Source organism: Arthrobacter alkaliphilus (genome assembly GCF_021483235.1).
Classification (GTDB): Bacteria; Actinomycetota; Actinomycetes; order Actinomycetales; family Micrococcaceae; genus Arthrobacter; species Arthrobacter alkaliphilus.
Genome location: NZ_JAKEEC010000005.1, coordinates 79,111 through 95,657, shown reverse-complemented (window position 1 = coordinate 95,657; position 16,547 = coordinate 79,111). Strand labels below are relative to the sequence as shown.

The window sequence follows — 16,547 nt, the reverse complement described above, 5'->3', positions numbered from 1 at the left end:
AGCAGTACATGAACACCATCATTCTCAGCGAAGTCTCCGTGCGCGTGGCCGTCGACGGCGCCCCCGCGCCCAAGACCTTGCTGCAAGACGTCTCCTTGGAACTCACGGAACAACGCATCGCGGTCATCGGGGCCAACGGCTCGGGAAAGTCCACCCTGCTGCGCTTGCTCAACGGCTTGGTGGCTCCCAGCGAAGGAACTGTCAGCGTCAACGGCGCCGACAGTACGCGGGATGTGCGCCGTGTCCGCAGCAAGGTGGGATTCGTGTTCACCGACCCCTTGTCGCAACTGGTCATGCCCACCGGGCGGGAAGACGTCGAACTGTCGCTGCGCCGTTCCATCAAGAATTCCACAGAACGCAGGGCCCGGGCGGAAGCCGTCCTGGAACGGTTCGGCCTCCTCGACCTCGCCGACCAGAGCATTTACGAACTCTCCGGCGGCGAACGGCAACTGCTCGCCCTCGCCGCAGTCCTGGCGGTCAACCCCGCCGTACTCGTCCTGGACGAGCCGTCAACGCTCCTGGACCTTCGCAACCGGGAACTGCTCAGGCGGACCCTTGCGGGCCTGGAGCAACAGATCATCATGTCCACCCACGATCTCGGCCTTGCCCTCGAAGCGGATCGCGCCCTGGTGGTGGATGACGGGCGGATAGTGTTCGACGGCGGACCAGCCGACGCCGTCGAACACTACCGGGCGCTTTGCGCCGCAGAGCCCGCCCAAGGCGCAAGGTGAAGGCGAAATGAGGAGACACGGGGTCCTGATCCCCAACTATGTGCCGGGCGACTCGATCGTGCACCGCACTCCGCTATGGCTCAAGTTCCTGCTGGTTGCCGCCTGCGGCCTTGCTTCGTTCCTCGTTGTCGACTGGATGGTCTCCGCCGCCGTCCTCGCAGTGATGTGCGGACTCTTCCTTCTGACCGGTGCAGGGGTCGAACGGCTCGCGCGTTCAGTATGGCTCGTGACGCCGATCCTTGCTGCCATCGGCGCCGTCCAATGGTGGCAACTGGGCGGCCCCACAGCCGCGCGGATCGTGCTCAATGTGCTCGTTTGCGTCGTAGCCGCGGCGGTGCTCACGGTCACGACTCCGGTCCAGGCGTTGCTGGACGGAGTGGTTGCCCTGTCCAGACCTTTCAAGCGGCTCGGGGCGGACCCCGAGCGCTTCGCGCTGACTATCGCCATCATGCTGCGCAGCCTTCCGTTCATTGCCGGCGCGTTCTCCGATGTCCGCGACTCAGCCCGCGCCCGGGGCCTTGAACGCAATCCCCGCGCCCTCGTATTGCCCGTCTTCATCACCACGGTCGCCTACGCGCGGCAAACCGGCGACGCCCTGGCCGCCCGCGGCCTTGGCGAGCCCGCCGACTAGCGGGTCAAGCCTCCTGCAACTGCGCGTACCGGAACATGACTGCCGTGCCCATACCGCCCGCGATGCTGATCATTGCCAGCGCCAAGCTCTCCCGGACGGGCTGCGCTTCGGCTATCCTGCGGGACTGGGCCAGTAGCCGCGTTACCAGCACAGCGCCCGACGCTCCGTAAGCATGCCCCATGGCCAGCGCACCGCCGTCGAGGTTCGCCCGTTCCGGCTCCACGCCCAACGCGTCAAGGCAAGCGAGCGTCTGCGACGCGAAGGCCTCGTTGAATTCCACGAGGTCAAGTTCCCCAGCTTTAACGTCAAGCTTCGCCAGCAACCGCTTGGCCGCCACCGCGGCTCCGATGCCCAGCAATTCCGGCTCCACGCCCGCCGTGTCACAGCCCAGGACGAGCAAACCGTCGGCAGCACCAAGGTGCCGTGCGCGCTCGAGTGAGGTGATCACGACGGCGGAGGCCGCGTCAGCGTCGAAGCACGAGTTCCCGGCCGTCACGGAACCGCCCGGCACGAACGCCGGCGGAAAGCGGCCCATGAGCCCGGCGTTGAGGGATGCCCGGGGTCCGTCATCCGTTTGCACCAGGGCGTCCCCTGCCTGCAGCGCCACAGTTTCCGTACCGAATGCGCCCGCCGCCCTGGCCGCGACCGCCCGCTGGTGGCTCCGCAAGGCGAAATCATCCTGCCGTTCGCGGCTGATGCCGTACTCAAGCGCCACGTTCTCCGCGGCCACCCCCATGTCCGGGTCCCCGAACGCGGGCGGCACAAAGGCGGCCCGGGAGTAGAAGTCCAGCCCGCCGTCGGCATCGGGATTCCGCCTGGCCCGCAGCGGAGCGGTACTGATGCTTTCCACTCCCCCGGCCAGGAACACGCCGTTGCCGCCCGAAGCCACGAGCCGCGAGGCCAGGGCGATGGCGTCGAGTCCGGACCCGCACTGCCGGTCAACTGTCAGTCCGGGAATCCCGACCGGCAGCCCGGCGTGCAATGCGGCATACCGGGCTAGGTTTCCGCCCCCTCCTACCGCATTACCGATGACGACGTCCTCGACGTCCGAGCCGTCAACACCGGAGGTGTCCAGGAGCGAGCGCAGCACGGGAGACAGGAGTTCCTCGGCGCGAAGGGGCTTCAGTTGACCATTGGCCCGGCAAACCGGCGTGCGCAGGGCGGCGATGATCACCGGCTGGCGGGAAGGGTCCGGCCCCGTGGCCGGCTCGAAGCTAGGCAAGGGGCCTCGCCCGCGGATCGTTGTTCCCGATCCAGTCCAGCAACATCTGGCGGCTCACCTTCCCGCGGTCCGACACGGGCAGTTCGGACAGCATGAAATACCGCAAGGGCCGCTTGTCCCGGGCCAGCAGACCATCCAGGCCCGTCTTTACTTGGGTTGCCGTCACCGAACCGTAAGCGGGCACGATTCCCGCGATGACTTTCTGGCCGCGTACTTCGTCCGGCATGCCGGCCGCGACGGCCGCAGAGACCCCGGGAACCGATGCCAGCGCAAGTTCCACCTCGTGGGGATAGACGTTCCGCCCGGAGGTAATGATCATGTCTGACCGTCGGCCGAGGATATGCAGGACACCGGAGTCCACATAGCCCTGGTCCCCCACCGTGTACCAACCATCGAAGCACCGCAGCGCCTGGCCGTCGTCGCCCCAAAGATACCCGTTGCTGACCATGCCTGATCGGACGCAGATGTTCCCATCGGCCCCGTCGGGCCGCTCCGCGCCGTCGTCGTCCAGGATCTTGAGTTCGACGCCGGGAAACGGCCGCCCGATTCCCGTGCCGCCGGCGTCGAGCGGTTCCCCGGCGCCGAGGCGCGTTCCGGAAACGAAGCTGAGCTCCGAGGCGCCGTAATACTCGAAAATTGCGGCGTTGGGCGCCCATCGTCTGGCTGCCTCGAGGGTGCGGGCGTCGAGCTTCGATCCTGCGCAGATGATGCTCCGCACGCCCGATGCGTCCACGCCCCCGGCCAGTCCGCGCTCGCTCAAGAGGCGGAGCATGGTGGGTACGAGGACGAGGCGGGTGACGCCGTCGTAAGCGATCGCCGCGTGGGCATCGCCGACGTCGAAGGTCTCCAGGGTGTGGAAGGCCGCCCCGGCATACAGGCATTCGGACAAGGCGTAGAGGTTCAAGCTCGCGGCCAGCGGCCCCGGTGCGAGCGTCGTGTCCTCGGTCGTGAGCCCGAAGAATTCGATAGAGGCGTCAAACGAGACCTGCCACGATCGCCGTGACCGGGTGAAGGCCTTGGGTACGGACGTGGTTCCGGAGGTCAGGCCGATCAGGAACGTGCTGTCCGGATGGCCGTCGGTCAGCTCGTCACCCGCGCCCGGCACCCGGCCTTCGGCTGGTGTCCGGACGGCGCTCTGCCCGGATTGTCCGATCCTCTGGGTGACCTCGTCGATCATGGCCTGCGGCCACAACGGGTCGAGCACGGCACAGCAACGCTCGCCGGCCACCGCGGCCGTGTAAGCCACTACGAAGTCCAGGGAATTGGGTTCGGCCAGTATCGTCGTCGAGGCAGTCTCAGCGAGGCGCAAGGCTGCGGCATCCCGAAGGTCAGCCCAATTGAGCCGCTTACCACCAACGACGACGGCGGTGTCGTCGGGGCGTTCGTCGGCCCAGAGCTGAAGTTTATCCAGAAAAGGCATCATCGAATTTTAGCCCCTTCAGCGCCTTGGGCAGGCATATGACGACAAGTACGACGACGGCCGGCCACCCTTTCGCGAAAGGGTGACCGGCCGTCGTCGTAATGGCTAGATGTTGAAGCCGAGGGCCCGCATCTGGTCTTTGCCGTCGTCCGTGATCCGCTCGGGACCCCACGGCGGCATCCATACCCAGTTGAGGCGCCAGTCGTCCACGATGCCGTCCAAGGACTGCCCGACCTGCTCTTCGAGGACGTCCGTCAGCGGACATGCCGCCGTGGTCAGCGTCATGTCGATGAGCAGGGCGCCGTCCTCTTCCGAGTACTTCAGACCGTAGAGCAGCCCAAGGTCCACCACATTGACACCGAGTTCCGGGTCAATGACATCCTTGAGCGCCTCCTCGACGTCCTCGAGGCTGGTGCGAGCCGCGTTGATTTCGGTCATGGCGGGAGTCCTAACTAGGCCTGGGCTGCTGCGGGAGCAGCGATGGTGGCTGCGCCGGCGCCCTTGGCGTAACGGTCGTAGCCTTCTTCTTCGAGGCGGTCGGCCAGTTCGGGGCCGCCCTCCTCGACAACCTGGCCATCAACAAACACGTGGACGAAGTCCGGCTTGATGTAGCGCAGGATGCGGGTGTAGTGGGTGATGAGCAAGGTACCCATGTTGCCCGTGGCGTGGGCGCGGTTGACGCCCTCGGAGACGACCTTGAGCGCGTCAACGTCGAGGCCGGAGTCAGTCTCGTCAAGCACGGCGAACTTCGGCTTGAAGAGTTCGAGCTGGAGGATCTCCACGCGCTTCTTCTCGCCGCCGGAGAAGCCCTCGTTGACGTTGCGCTGTGCGAAGTCGGCGTCGATGCGCAGCTGCTGCATGGCCGCCTTGACGTCCTTGGTCCAGGTGCGCAGGGCGGGAGCTTCTCCGTCGATCGCCGTCTTGGCGGTGCGCAGGAAGTTGGTCATAGTGACGCCCGGAACTTCCACGGGGTACTGCATGGCCAGGAAGACGCCTGCGCGGGCACGCTCGTCAACGCTCATGGCGAGCACGTCTTCGCCGTCGAGCGTGATGCTGCCGCTCGTGACGTTGTAGCGCGGGTGGCCGGCAATGGTGGAGGCGAGGGTCGACTTGCCCGAACCGTTGGGGCCCATGATTGCGTGGGTCTCGCCGGTCTTGATGGTCAGGCTGACGCCCTTCAGGATCTCCTTGGTGCCCTGCTCCGTCTCGATGCTGACGTGCAGGTCCTTGATCTCAAGAGTAGACATGCTCTTCTTTCTTTCGTAAGTCTTTAGGCTCTTGGCGCTCAGTAGTTCTGTACCGAGGCGCCGTTCACAACGTTGGTCACATCCACGTAGACGTCCTCGCCGTCGAGGGTGACGGCAAAGACCGGGACGGGGTCATAGGCAGGGAGTTGCAAGGGCTGCCCGGTGCGGAGGTCGAATTGGGAGCCGTGGCCCCAGCATTCGATCGCGCAGCCTTCCACCTCACCCTCGGAGAGCGAAATGTCGGCATGCGAGCAGGTGTCGCCAATGGCGTGGATCTCCCCCATCGAGTCCTTGACGATGGCTACGGGGTAGTCATCGATCAGGATGCGCAGCGCCTGCTTGACCTGGATCTCGCTGGCCTTGCACACCAGTTCGCCTTGTGGCTGATCGCTCATAGTCTGCTTTCCCTGCTTGGCTGATTAGTTGTCGCTCGCGGCGAGCTCACGCTCAACAGCGTCGGTGAGGCGCTCTTCGAGTGCCGGTACCTTGATCTGCTGGATGATCTCGTTGAGGAAGCCACGGACCACCAAACGGCGGGCGACGTCTTCCGGGATGCCGCGTGCCATGAGGTAGAACAGGTGCTCGTCGTCGAAGCGGCCGGTGGCGCTGGCGTGGCCTGCACCCTCGATGAGGCCGGTCTCGATTTCCAGGTTCGGCACCGAATCGGCGCGTGCTCCGTCCGTGAGGACCAGGTTGCGGTTGGCCTCGTAGGTATCGGTGCCTTCGGCTTCCTTGCGGATCAGGACATCGCCAACCCACACCGTGTGCGCGTTGCGGCCTTGCAGGGCGCCCTTGTACAGGACGTTCGACTTGCAGTTGGCCACAGCGTGGTCAACAAACAGGCGCTGCTCCAGGTGCTGGCCCGCGTCGGCGAAGTACAAGCCGAACATCTCGGCTTCCGCGCCAGGCGCCGTGAACCGCGTCGACGGAGTCATGCGCACGAGGTCGCCGCCGAGGCTGACCACGATGTGCTTGAACTTGGCGTCGCGGCCAAGCTTGGCCTGCTGCGAAGAGGCGTGAACAGCGTCGTCGTTCCACTCCTGGAGCGAGATGACCGTCAGCTCGGCACCGTCTTCGACGAGGATTTCGACGTTCTCCGAAACGATCGCGCTGCCCTGGTGGTCCAGGACGATCCGGGACTTGGAGAAGCGTTCCGCCACGATCACGATGTGCTGGGCAGAAGCCTCGGCGGAGGTGCCGGTCAGCAGGACGGACACTTCGCCGTCGAGCTGGAGTTCTGCGGGCACGGTGATGACGGTGGCCTCGGCGAAGTTCTCCCAGGCGTTGGCGGACACGCGGTCCTCCGGAATGGCTGCGGAGCCGATGCGGCTGTCGTCCCGCCCCACGGTCTCGACGACGACGCCCTCCGGGGCGGTGACGGCGACGGACGGCGCCGAACCCGAGAGGACCTCGTTGTGAAGGCCGCGAAGTCGCTTGAGCGGGGTGAACCGCCAGTCTTCTTCAAGCCCGGTGAGGGGCTTGAAGTCCGCCAGCTTGTAGGAGGTCAGCCGGCCTGCGCGCGAACTGTCCGGAACTCCAACGCCGCCGCCATGGGAGTGGCTCTTGGCCGAAGCGCCGGCGAGCGGTCCGGCCGACGGTGCCTGTGCCGCCGTCGTCGTTTCCGTTCCGGTGTTGACCGGGGAGAGGTTCTCGCCCTCTTCGGTGAAGCCGTCAATGAACGGTTGTGCCGAGGGCGCGCCGATGCGGGCCTTTTCAGTAGTGATTTCAGTCATTGCTAACCGACGGATCCTTCCATCTGCAGTTCAATCAGGCGGTTGAGTTCAAGGGCGTATTCCATGGGCAGCTCGCGGGCAATCGGCTCAATGAAGCCGCGCACGATCATGGCCATGGCCTCGTCCTCGGGCATGCCGCGTGACATCAGATAGAAGAGCTGCTCCTCACTGACCCGCGAAACGGTGGCCTCGTGACCCATCACCACGTCATCCTCACGGATGTCGATGTAGGGATAGGTGTCGGAACGGGAAATGGTGTCTACCAGCAAGGCGTCGCAACGGACGGTGTTGGCGGAGTGCTTGGCGCCTTCGCGGACCTGGACCAGGCCTCGGTACGCTGCACGGCCGCCGCCGCGGGCAACCGACTTGGAGATGATGGAGCTCTTGGTGTTCGGCGCGATGTGGACCATCTTCGAGCCGGTGTCCTGGTGCTGTCCTTCGCCGGCGAAGGCGATGGACAGGGTCTCGCCCTTGGCGTGCTCGCCCACGAGGTAGACAGCCGGGTACTTCATGGTCACCTTGGAGCCGATGTTGCCGTCGATCCATTCCATGGTGCCGCCCTCTTCGCAGACGGCGCGCTTGGTGACCAGGTTGTACACGTTGTTGGACCAGTTTTGGATGGTCGTGTACCGGACGCGGGCGCCCTTCTTCACGATGATTTCCACCACGGCGGAGTGCAGCGAGTCCGAGGTGTAGATCGGAGCGGTGCAGCCTTCGATGTAGTGGACGTAGGAGTCCTCGTCCGCGATGATGAGCGTGCGCTCGAACTGGCCCATGTTCTCCGTGTTGATGCGGAAGTAGGCCTGCAGCGGGATCTCGACGTGGACGCCCTTGGGAACGTACACGAAGGAACCGCCGGACCACACGGCCGTGTTCAGCGACGCGAACTTGTTGTCGCCAACCGGAATGATGGTGCCGAAGTACTCCTGGAAGATTTCCGGGTGCTCGCGAAGCGCGGTGTCGGTGTCCAGGAAGATCACGCCCTGCTTTTCCAGGTCCTCGCGGATCTGGTGGTACACGACCTCGGACTCGTACTGCGCGGCCACGCCGGAGACGAGGCGGCTGCGCTCGGCTTCCGGGATGCCCAGCTTCTCGTAGGTGTTGCGGATGTCCTCGGGGAGGTCTTCCCACGTGGCAGCCTGCTTCTCGGTGGAGCGCACGAAGTACTTGATGTTGTCGAAGTCAATGCCGGAGAGGTCTGCACCCCACGTGGGCATGGGCTTCCGGTCGAAGTACTTCAAACCCTTCAGACGAAGGTCCAGCATCCATTCCGGCTCGTTCTTCTTCGCCGAAATGTCGCGGACTACCTCTTCGTTGAGACCACGGCGTGCGTTGGCGCCGACGTCGTTCTTGTCAGCCCATCCGTACTCGTAGTTGCCGATACCGTGCAGCTCGGGATTCTTCTCCAGAATCTCCGAGATCACAGCACCGTCAGCTAGCGCTTTCTCTGCTGTTCCTTCAGCTAATTGACCCGTCATCACGGCCTTTCTTACTGATTGTTGGATTCGACATGGGGCGCGTCCGGCAGCTTCGGAAGCCCGAGGGCCTCCTTGGCGGCCGGCCTGCCCGTAGGAATGTGGGTGGTGCAGACATGTCCGCCCTGCGCGAGGGTGGAGAGCCTGCGGACATCGACGCCGACCAATCGGGAAAACAGTTCGGTCTCAGTGTCGCAAAAAACGGGAAATTCCGCGGCGAGCTGTTGGATGGGGCAATGGCCCTGGCACAGCTGGACGCTTGAGAGGGAAGCGGGCAGTGGCGCTTTGGTCTCTATCGACGCAGCCGATGCGACGTATCCGTCCCGGCTCAGCGCCTTGGACAGCGCCACGGCGCGGGCGGCGATGTCTGAACCCGCTTGGTCGATTTCGGGCGCGTAGCGCTGTTCCATCTCGGCAAAGCGCTCCACCGCATAGTCCCTGACCGCCTCTTCGCCTGCGAGGTCCCGCAGCCGCCGCAACGCGGAACTGGCAATGTTCAAGTAGTCATCCCCGAGCTTCGACTGCCCTTGGGAACTCAGCACATAGCGACGGGCAGGCCGGCCTGCGCCGGCACCCGCTTTCGCGACGCGCTTTACCTCGATAACCCCGGCGCGCTGCAGGTGATCCAAATGCCGGCGGACAGCCGCGGGGGTGAATCCGAGCATGTCGCCGAGTTCGGCCGCGCTTACGGGGCCGTGTTCCAATACCGCGTTCAGAACGCGGTTCCGGGTGCGGTCTTCCGCATCAGCGACTCCAACGCCAGTGCCAACGGGCTCGGGCATCACCGCGCTGTGCCTTCCGGGCACGGAAATAGAACTCCTCATGGAATACACAACACAATCATGTCGTAATTTAGTCCGGGCATCCAGTAAGGCAAGGCTGGCCTGCGGCACCTTGCCCGCAGCACCCCTACTACTTCACGTAGAATACTTTGGTGCGATCCCCCGAATCCCCTGTCCTCACCATCGATGGACTCATCAAGGACGTCGGCCCGCTGGCTTCCCTTGACGGCAAGATGCTGCGGGTAGTCAGCGGCCTTTCAATGTTCGCCGAACGCGGTCAGATCACGGCCTTGCTGGGCGCCAACGGCGCCGGAAAGACAACAACGCTCGAATGCGCGCAAGGCCTCCAAAAGCGTACCGGCGGCCGCATCGAGCTTCTCGGCGAAGACCCTGACACGGCCGGCGCGAACCTCCGTTCACGCGTTGGCGTGATGCTGCAGGACGGCGGCCTCCCGCCGTCGGCCCGTCCCATCCCCCTGCTTCGGCACATCGCGGGCATGTACCGGAAGCCCCTGCCGCTGGACAGCCTCGTCGAGCGCCTGGGCATCGATACCTTCAGCCGGACGGGCGTCCGCCGCTTGTCCGGAGGCCAAAAGCAACGGCTCTCGCTTGCGGCCGCCTTGATCGGCAACCCCGAAGTCCTGTTCCTCGACGAGCCCAGCGCCGGGCTCGATCCCCAGTCCCGCCAAATCGTCTTCGAGCTCATCGCCGAACTCCGGGATTCCGGCATGGGCATCATCCTCACCACCCACCTCATGGATGACGCGCAGCGGCTAGCGGACTATGTTTACATCATCGACGGCGGCCACAACGTCGCCGAGGGCACCGTCGCCGACTTGTTGAGCCACAGCCACGAGGCCATGGACGGCGTGACCGAACGTACCCTGTTCTTCGATGCCCCGGCCGGCCTCGACATCTCCGCAGCGATCGGCGACGACCTCGCCATCACCGAAAGCCGGGCGGGTAGCTACGCGATCTCGGGCACGCTGACGCCACAGCATCTGGCGAAACTCACGGCCTGGTGGGCAGAGAAGGGCATCATGCCGGCGTCGCTCCGCTTGGAGGCGCGCAGCCTGGAAGACGTATTCCTGGACATTTCCGGAAGGGAGATCCGATGACCAGCGCAATCCACGAGCGCACTTCACCCCACGCCGGACCGGCACCCCTCATGCGCCGGATCTTGCTGCAGGGCCGCTACGAGACTTTGACCATGATCAGGAACGGCGAGCAGTTGATCCTCGCGGTGATCATGCCCTTGCTGGCACTGGTGGGACTCACCGTTACACCGCTTCTGGATGGCTTGGGCGCCGGCCGTGTGGACATCGCGACGCCGGGTGTTCTCGCGCTTTGTGCCATGTCCACGGCATTTACGGGCCAAGGCATCGCCACCGGGTTCGACCGCCGCTACGGCGTGCTCCGCTTCCTCTCGACTACTCCTTTGGGCCGGACCGGCCTTATCGCCGGCAAGATCATCGCCGTCTTGGCCGTCTTGGTCCTCCAGGTCCTGGTGATCGGGGCCGTGGCAGCGTTGCTTGGCTGGCATCCGCGTCCTGAAGGCTGGCTCTCGGGCCTGGCGCTTTTGATTCTCGGTGCGGCCGCCTTCACTGCTCTCGGGCTCCTGGTTGCCGGCACCGTGCGGCCCGAGGCAACGCTCGCCATTACAAACCTGCTCTGGATCTTGTTGGGCGCCCTCGGCGGAATCGTGGTGCCTGCCGAGCGTTTGCCGGAACTGGCGCAGAACGTCGTGCACTTCCTGCCCTCAGGGGCCTTGGGCCAGTCCCTTAGGGATGCTTTCCTCCAAGGCAACGTGTCCGTACCCTACGTTCTCGTGTTGTTGCTCTGGACCATCGTTCCCGGCGCGGCCGCGGTCCGGTGGTTCAAATGGAACTGAGTGTCCCCGTTGTGAAACAGAAACGTCAGTGCGAATTGAGTACCGAGAATTGAGAAAACTGTGAGCACGGCTTCCCGCCTTCCAAAGTCCATCCACCAGCTGACCGCCAAGCTCCCCACGGAAGTTAACAGCACGATCCGCCGGCTGGCGATGTTGTCGCTGATCGGCCAGGTGGTCCTGGTGGTCACCGGCGGCGCGGTCCGGCTGACATCCTCGGGCCTCGGCTGCCCAACGTGGCCGCGTTGCACCAGCGGTTCGCTTGTGAATACGCCCGAGATGGGTATTCACGGGTTCATCGAATTCGGCAACCGCACGCTGACGTTCGTCCTCGCCGCCGTCGCCGTACTGACGCTGGTGTATTTGTGGAATCTTCGCAAGGAACGCCGCGACCTTTTCCTCCTGGCCTTGGGCCTGCTCGCCAGCATTCCGGCACAGGCCATCATCGGCGGCATCACCGTGCTGTCCAATCTGAACCCCTGGGTTGTCGGCCTGCACTTTCTGGTGTCCATGGCCCTGGTCGTCTTCTCCACGCTCCTGGTCAACCGTGCTTATGGCCGGACCGGCCGCTTCATGAGGGGAACGTTGCCGCCGATTCCGGGCGCAATGAGCCCTGTGATGACCGCCGTCGCATTCTTCTCTGCAGTCGCGGTGTGCCTCGGCGTGGTCGTGACTGGCGCCGGACCCCACGCCGGCGACGCGAACGCGCCGCGCAACGATCTCGATTGGGACCTGTTCTCGCACATCCACGCAGTGCCCGCGTACCTGATCACGGCCGGAGCCGCCTTCGCCGTCTACATGGTCCTACGGAAGCCAATCACAGGTTTGTTCCGCACGGCTGCCCTGCTTCTGCTTGCCGTGACGGTTCTGCAGGCAGTAATTGGTTTCACCCAGTATTACAACGGCATCCCGGCCCTCCTGGTAGGTGCCCACATGTTGGGTGCCGCCCTGCTCATGAGTGCAGCGACGAACGCCGCCGACGTGGCCCGGTTCAGCCCTAAGGCCTGACGCCCGCCTCCCCCGGCGATCCCCGGTCATATAAACGCCCCTTTCGGGCAACCCCCGGTCACATCCCGCGCGCCAACCCCCAACCCCCGGCCACATCCGGCGGGTCTACGCCCGACCCCCGGCCACATCCCGCGCGCCAACCCCAACCCCCCGGCCACATCCCGCGCGCCAACCCCAACCCCCCGGCCACATCCCGCGCGCCAGCCCCGAACCCCCGGTCACATCCCGCGCGCCAACCCCCAACCCCCGGCCACATCCGGCGGGTCTACGCCCGACCCCCGGCCACATCCCGCGCGCCAACCCCAACCCCCCGGCCACATCCCGCGCGCCAACCCCAACCCCCCGGCCACATCCCGCGCGCCAGCCCCGAACCCCCGGTCACATCCCGCGCGCCAGCCCCGAACCCCCGGTCACATCCCGCGCGCCAAAAAACCCTCCTTCACACAGGGATTTGAACCATGGGAAGGAGGGTTTTCATTTGGGCTGAAATACGTGAGGCGGCGTCGGTGGACGCGCGATCTGGACTATGGTCGGCCGATTTGCAGCGAAACGTGACCGGGCGTCCGAGGAAACGACCCCAAACCTGACCGGGCGTCCGATGTGCAACGAAACGTGACCGGGCGTCCCGGGAAACGACGCCAAACGTGAACCGGCGTCCGATTTGCAGCGAAACGTGACCGGGCGTCCCGGGAAACGGCGCCAAACCTGACCGGGCGTTCGGGGAAACGGCGCCAAACGTGAGCAGGCGTCGGAGGGTACGCCGCTATATCTGGACTATGGTCGGCGGATGTGCAGAGAAACGTCACCGGGCGTCCGGGGAAACAACGCGAAACGTGACCGGGCGTCCGAGGAAACGCTGCCAAACGTGAGCAGGGGTCCGGGCGTCCGGGGGAACGGGCGTCAGCCGCCCATGATCGGCGAACCGATGAACGGATCTACCGCGAGGGCAATAAACAGAAGCGTCAAGTAGCTGATTGAGCCGTGGAAGACCTTCATCGCTCCCTTGTTCGACACTTCCCCGCCCTGCGCCCGGTTGTAGAGGGCATGGGACTCGTACAGGAACCACGCGCCGGCAAGGACGGCGGCCGCGGTGTACACCCAACCGGCGCGGCCCACCGGCACCAGGAGCAGGGAACAGGCCACCATGGCCCAGGCGTAGAGAACCACCTGGACCGAAACCACCTTGGCGCCGGCGATGGCACCGAGCATGGGGACGTTGGCGTTGCGGTAGTCCTCGCCGTACCGCATCGACAAGGGCCAGTAGTGCGGAGGAGTCCACAGGAAGATCACCATGAAGAGCACGACGGCGGGCCACTCGACCGTATTTGTCACCGCGGCCCAGGCGATCAGCACCGGGAAGCAGCCGGCAGCACCGCCCCACACGATGTTCTGGGCCGTGCGGCGCTTGAGGATCATGGTGTAGATGACAACGTAGAAAACAATCGCACCAAGACCGAGCCACGCTGACAGCGGATTGGCACCGAACCACAGGATGGCGATGGCGGCAGCTCCGAGGATCCACGCGAAGACGAGTGCTTCGCGCGGGCTGACTTCGCCGGTCACAAGCGGACGCTTCTCCGTCCGGTGCATCAACTTGTCGATGTCGCGATCGATGTAGCAATTGAAGACCCCTGCGCTGCCGGCAGCGAAGGCGCCGCCCACCAACGTTGCCAGAATCAAGCCGAGCGAGGGGAACCCCCGCTGCGCGAAAATCATGGTGGGCAAGGTGCTGACCAGCAGCAACTCGATCACGCGGGGCTTGGTCAGTGCCAGATACGCCTTGAACTTACGGGACATTCCGCGCTTCCCTAGAGCCGGGGAAGCATTGAGGGGCGTATCTGTTGTGCTCACGTTGGCAGTCACTCTGTTCTTTGCTGGTGTTCTCAAGGCGGGTTTCCCGCTGCGGCGGCACCCTGGTTCGGCCTCCAAATATCATACCGTGGCCTGTCCGGGGCCACGGCACCGGTCAACTTTCGCTTGTTTCCGAAAGTTCACCGCCACGTTGCCGTCGGGGTGATTCATAAAACGGAATATGCGTCCATTTTTTGGGATTCCCACCATTTGGGGCTGCGAACCGGGCTAAGCTGTCTGCAGATCAGCTCACGCAGGTTTCCGAGAAAGCGTATTCTCAGATTTGCATGTCTGGATGAAAGATCAACGTTTCAATGGTGAACGGCTGGTAGGAACTTCGCAGCGGGCGCCATCCTGTGCCCGAGGCTTGCCATGTGCCGTCACCAGTCGTCAGCACAGAGAGGGGCTCGGTTTACGTGCCACATTTGGAAGAGCAAGAACTGACTTGGACAAGCCTGGACCAGCGTGCGGTGGACACCGTGCGCGTTTTGGCCGCTGACGCCGTCGAGAAGGTCGGCAACGGTCACCCCGGTACGGCCATGAGCCTTGCACCGGCCGCCTACCTGCTGTTCCAGAAGCTGATGCGCCACGACCCGAAGCACCCGGACTGGATCGGCCGCGACCGATTCATCCTGTCCCCCGGACACACCTCGCTGACGCTTTACATCCAGCTGTTCCTTTCCGGCTACGGCCTGGAACTGAAGGACCTCGAGGCCCTGCGCACCTGGGGTTCGCTGACCCCCGGCCACCCGGAATACAAGCACACCGCGGGCGTCGAAATCACCACCGGCCCGCTGGGCCAGGGCCTGGCCTCCTCGGTGGGCTTCGCCTACTCGCAGCGCCGCCAGCGTGGCCTGTTCGACGCCGATGCTCCCGCCGGCGAGAGCCCGTTCGACCACACCATTTGGGTCATCGCCTCCGACGGCGACCTCCAGGAAGGCGTCACCTCGGAAGCTTCTTCCCTGGCCGGCCACCAGGAACTGGGCAACCTCGTGGTGATCTATGACGAGAACCACATCTCCATCGAAGACGACACCGACGTGGCCTTCACCGAAGACGTCCTCAAGCGCTACGAGGCCTACGGCTGGCACACCCAGCGCGTGGACTGGACCAAGACCGGCGAGTACGTCGAAGACGTCCAGGAACTTTACAGCGCGCTGCTCGCCGCCAAGGCCGAGACGTCCAAGCCGTCCATCATCTCGCTGCGCACCATCATCGGCTACCCGGCGCCCAAGAAGCAGAACACCGGCAAGATCCACGGCTCCGCCCTGGGCGCCGAGGAAGTCGCAGCACTGAAGGAAGTCCTGGGCTTCGACCCCGAGCGTTCCTTCCAGGTTGACGAGGACGTCCTGGCCCACGCCCGTGCCGTCGTCGAACGCGGCGCGGCCGAGCGCAGCGAATGGCAGGCGTCCTTCGAGGCGTGGCAGACCGCCAACCCCGAGGGCGCGGCACTGCTTGAGCGCATCGAGGCCAAGAAGCTTCCGGTCGAACTCGACGCCGCGCTGCCGGTGTTCGAAGCAGGCAAGGACGTTTCCACCCGTGCCGCTTCCGGCAAGGTCCTGAACGCGATCGGCCCGGTCCTTCCGGAACTGTGGGGCGGTTCGGCCGACCTTGCCGAGTCCAACAACACCACCATCGAGGGTTCACCCTCGTTCATCCCGGCCTCGCGCTCCACCGGCGCATGGAAGGGCAACCCGTACGGACGGGTGCTGCACTTCGGTATCCGCGAGCACGCGGCGGCGTCGATTGTGAACGGAATCTCACTGCACGGCCGGACCCGCGCGTTCTCCGGAACGTTCCTGATCTTCAGCGACTACCAGCGTCCGGCGATCCGCCTCGGCGCACTCATGGGTGTTCCGTCGCTGTATGTCTGGACCCACGACTCCATCGGCCTTGGCGAAGACGGCCCCACCCACCAGCCGGTGGAACAGCTCGCCAGCCTCCGCGCCATCCCGGGCCTCGACGTCGTCCGCCCCGGCGACGCCAACGAGGTTGCGGCGGCATGGAAGGCCATGCTGGAGAACCACGAGAACCCGGCAGGCATCGTGCTGACCCGCCAGAACATCCCGACCTACGCACGCGGCGAAGGCATTGCCGAAGGTGACACTTTCGGCTCCACCGCCGGGGTCGCCAAGGGCGGCTACGTCCTGGCAGAGGCTTCGAAGGACGGTGCAACGGTCCCGGCCGAGGTCATCCTCATCGGTACCGGTTCCGAGGTCCAGCTGGCAGTCCAGGCCCGTGAAGCACTGCAGGCCGAAGGCATCGCCACCCGCGTCGTCTCCATGCCGTGCGTCGAGTGGTTCAACAAGCAGGACTCCGCATACCGCGAGTCCGTGCTTCCTGCCGCGGTCAAGGCCCGCGTCTCGGTGGAAGCCGGCCTGGCACTGGGCTGGAAGGACTTCGTCGGCGACGCAGGACGGTCCATCAGCCTCGAGCACTTCGGCGCCTCGGCAGATTACAAGCGCCTCTTCAAGGAGTTCGGCATTACGGCGGAAGCGGTCGCCGCCGCCGCGAAGGACTCCCTCGCGGGTCTCGCCAGCTGAAACGCGTCTGAGACGA

Annotated in this window: 15 protein-coding genes; 6 read left to right on the top strand and 9 right to left on the bottom strand. The window is 64.9% G+C overall.

Annotation, left to right across the window (positions count from 1 at the left end):
- Positions 1–8: 8 nt before the first annotated feature.
- Together L0B83_RS05885 and L0B83_RS05880 are read left to right on the top strand one after the other, a co-directional pair.
- Positions 9–731: an energy-coupling factor ABC transporter ATP-binding protein gene (locus tag L0B83_RS05885; RefSeq protein WP_234757474.1), complete on the top strand. Its 723-nt coding sequence runs from the start codon at positions 9–11 to the stop codon at positions 729–731.
- Between the two features lie 7 nt (positions 732–738).
- Positions 739–1,362, top strand: coding sequence for an energy-coupling factor transporter transmembrane component T family protein (locus L0B83_RS05880; RefSeq protein WP_234757473.1), 624 nt, complete (start codon positions 739–741; stop codon positions 1,360–1,362).
- 4 nt (positions 1,363–1,366) lie between these two features.
- On the opposite strand, the gene L0B83_RS05875 is transcribed toward L0B83_RS05880, so the two are convergent.
- From L0B83_RS05875 to L0B83_RS05840, 8 genes are all read right to left on the bottom strand, one after another.
- On the bottom strand, positions 1,367–2,584 hold the full coding sequence (locus L0B83_RS05875; protein WP_234757472.1) for a thiolase family protein: 1,218 nt from the start codon (positions 2,582–2,584) through the stop codon (positions 1,367–1,369).
- Positions 2,577–4,004 carry a class I adenylate-forming enzyme family protein gene (locus tag L0B83_RS05870; RefSeq protein WP_234757471.1) on the bottom strand — a complete coding sequence of 476 codons (1,428 nt, stop codon included), beginning with the start codon at positions 4,002–4,004 and terminating at the stop codon, positions 2,577–2,579. The genes L0B83_RS05875 and L0B83_RS05870 overlap by 8 nt, the downstream gene beginning before the upstream one ends.
- Before the next feature lie 105 nt (positions 4,005–4,109).
- Entirely contained in the window at positions 4,110–4,442 is a 333-nt protein-coding gene (locus tag L0B83_RS05865) for a metal-sulfur cluster assembly factor (protein WP_059389266.1), read from the bottom strand.
- 14 nt (positions 4,443–4,456) lie between these two features.
- Positions 4,457–5,251, bottom strand: a complete 795-nt coding sequence (gene sufC / locus L0B83_RS05860; protein ID WP_234757470.1) for a Fe-S cluster assembly ATPase SufC — start codon at positions 5,249–5,251, stop codon at positions 4,457–4,459.
- 38 nt (positions 5,252–5,289) lie between these two features.
- On the bottom strand, positions 5,290–5,646 hold the full coding sequence (locus L0B83_RS05855; protein ID WP_234757469.1) for a non-heme iron oxygenase ferredoxin subunit: 357 nt from the start codon (positions 5,644–5,646) through the stop codon (positions 5,290–5,292).
- Between the two features lie 24 nt (positions 5,647–5,670).
- A complete protein-coding gene (sufD, locus tag L0B83_RS05850) occupies positions 5,671–6,984 on the bottom strand; it encodes a Fe-S cluster assembly protein SufD (protein WP_234757468.1) in 1,314 nt (437 codons plus the stop codon).
- A gap of 2 nt (positions 6,985–6,986) precedes the next feature.
- Complete coding sequence (gene sufB / locus L0B83_RS05845; RefSeq protein WP_234757467.1) at positions 6,987–8,462, bottom strand: Fe-S cluster assembly protein SufB; 1,476 nt, start codon at positions 8,460–8,462, stop codon at positions 6,987–6,989.
- 11 nt (positions 8,463–8,473) lie between these two features.
- Positions 8,474–9,241, bottom strand: coding sequence for a helix-turn-helix transcriptional regulator (locus tag L0B83_RS05840; RefSeq protein ID WP_234757466.1), 768 nt, complete (start codon positions 9,239–9,241; stop codon positions 8,474–8,476).
- A gap of 152 nt (positions 9,242–9,393) precedes the next feature.
- On the opposite strand from L0B83_RS05840, the gene L0B83_RS05835 reads away from it, so the two are divergent.
- Genes L0B83_RS05835 through L0B83_RS05825 form a run of 3 tightly spaced genes read left to right on the top strand, consistent with a single transcriptional unit; the run spans position 9,394 to position 12,137 of the window.
- Positions 9,394–10,359, top strand: a complete 966-nt coding sequence (locus L0B83_RS05835; protein WP_234757465.1) for an ABC transporter ATP-binding protein — start codon at positions 9,394–9,396, stop codon at positions 10,357–10,359.
- Entirely contained in the window at positions 10,356–11,132 is a 777-nt protein-coding gene (locus tag L0B83_RS05830) for an ABC transporter permease (RefSeq protein WP_234757464.1), read from the top strand. The genes L0B83_RS05835 and L0B83_RS05830 overlap by 4 nt, the downstream gene beginning before the upstream one ends.
- Before the next feature lie 60 nt (positions 11,133–11,192).
- Complete coding sequence (locus L0B83_RS05825; RefSeq protein WP_234757463.1) at positions 11,193–12,137, top strand: COX15/CtaA family protein; 945 nt, start codon at positions 11,193–11,195, stop codon at positions 12,135–12,137.
- 900 nt (positions 12,138–13,037) lie between these two features.
- On the opposite strand, the gene L0B83_RS05820 is transcribed toward L0B83_RS05825, so the two are convergent.
- A complete protein-coding gene (locus tag L0B83_RS05820) occupies positions 13,038–14,000 on the bottom strand; it encodes a heme o synthase (protein WP_234757462.1) in 963 nt (320 codons plus the stop codon).
- A 413-nt stretch (positions 14,001–14,413) separates the two neighbouring features.
- Here L0B83_RS05820 and tkt point away from each other — a divergent pair, with 413 nt between their 5' ends.
- The gene (tkt, locus tag L0B83_RS05815) at positions 14,414–16,531 is read left to right on the top strand and encodes a transketolase (protein WP_234757461.1); all 2,118 of its coding nucleotides are present in this window, start codon (positions 14,414–14,416) and stop codon (positions 16,529–16,531) included.
- Positions 16,532–16,547: the final 16 nt, after the last annotated feature.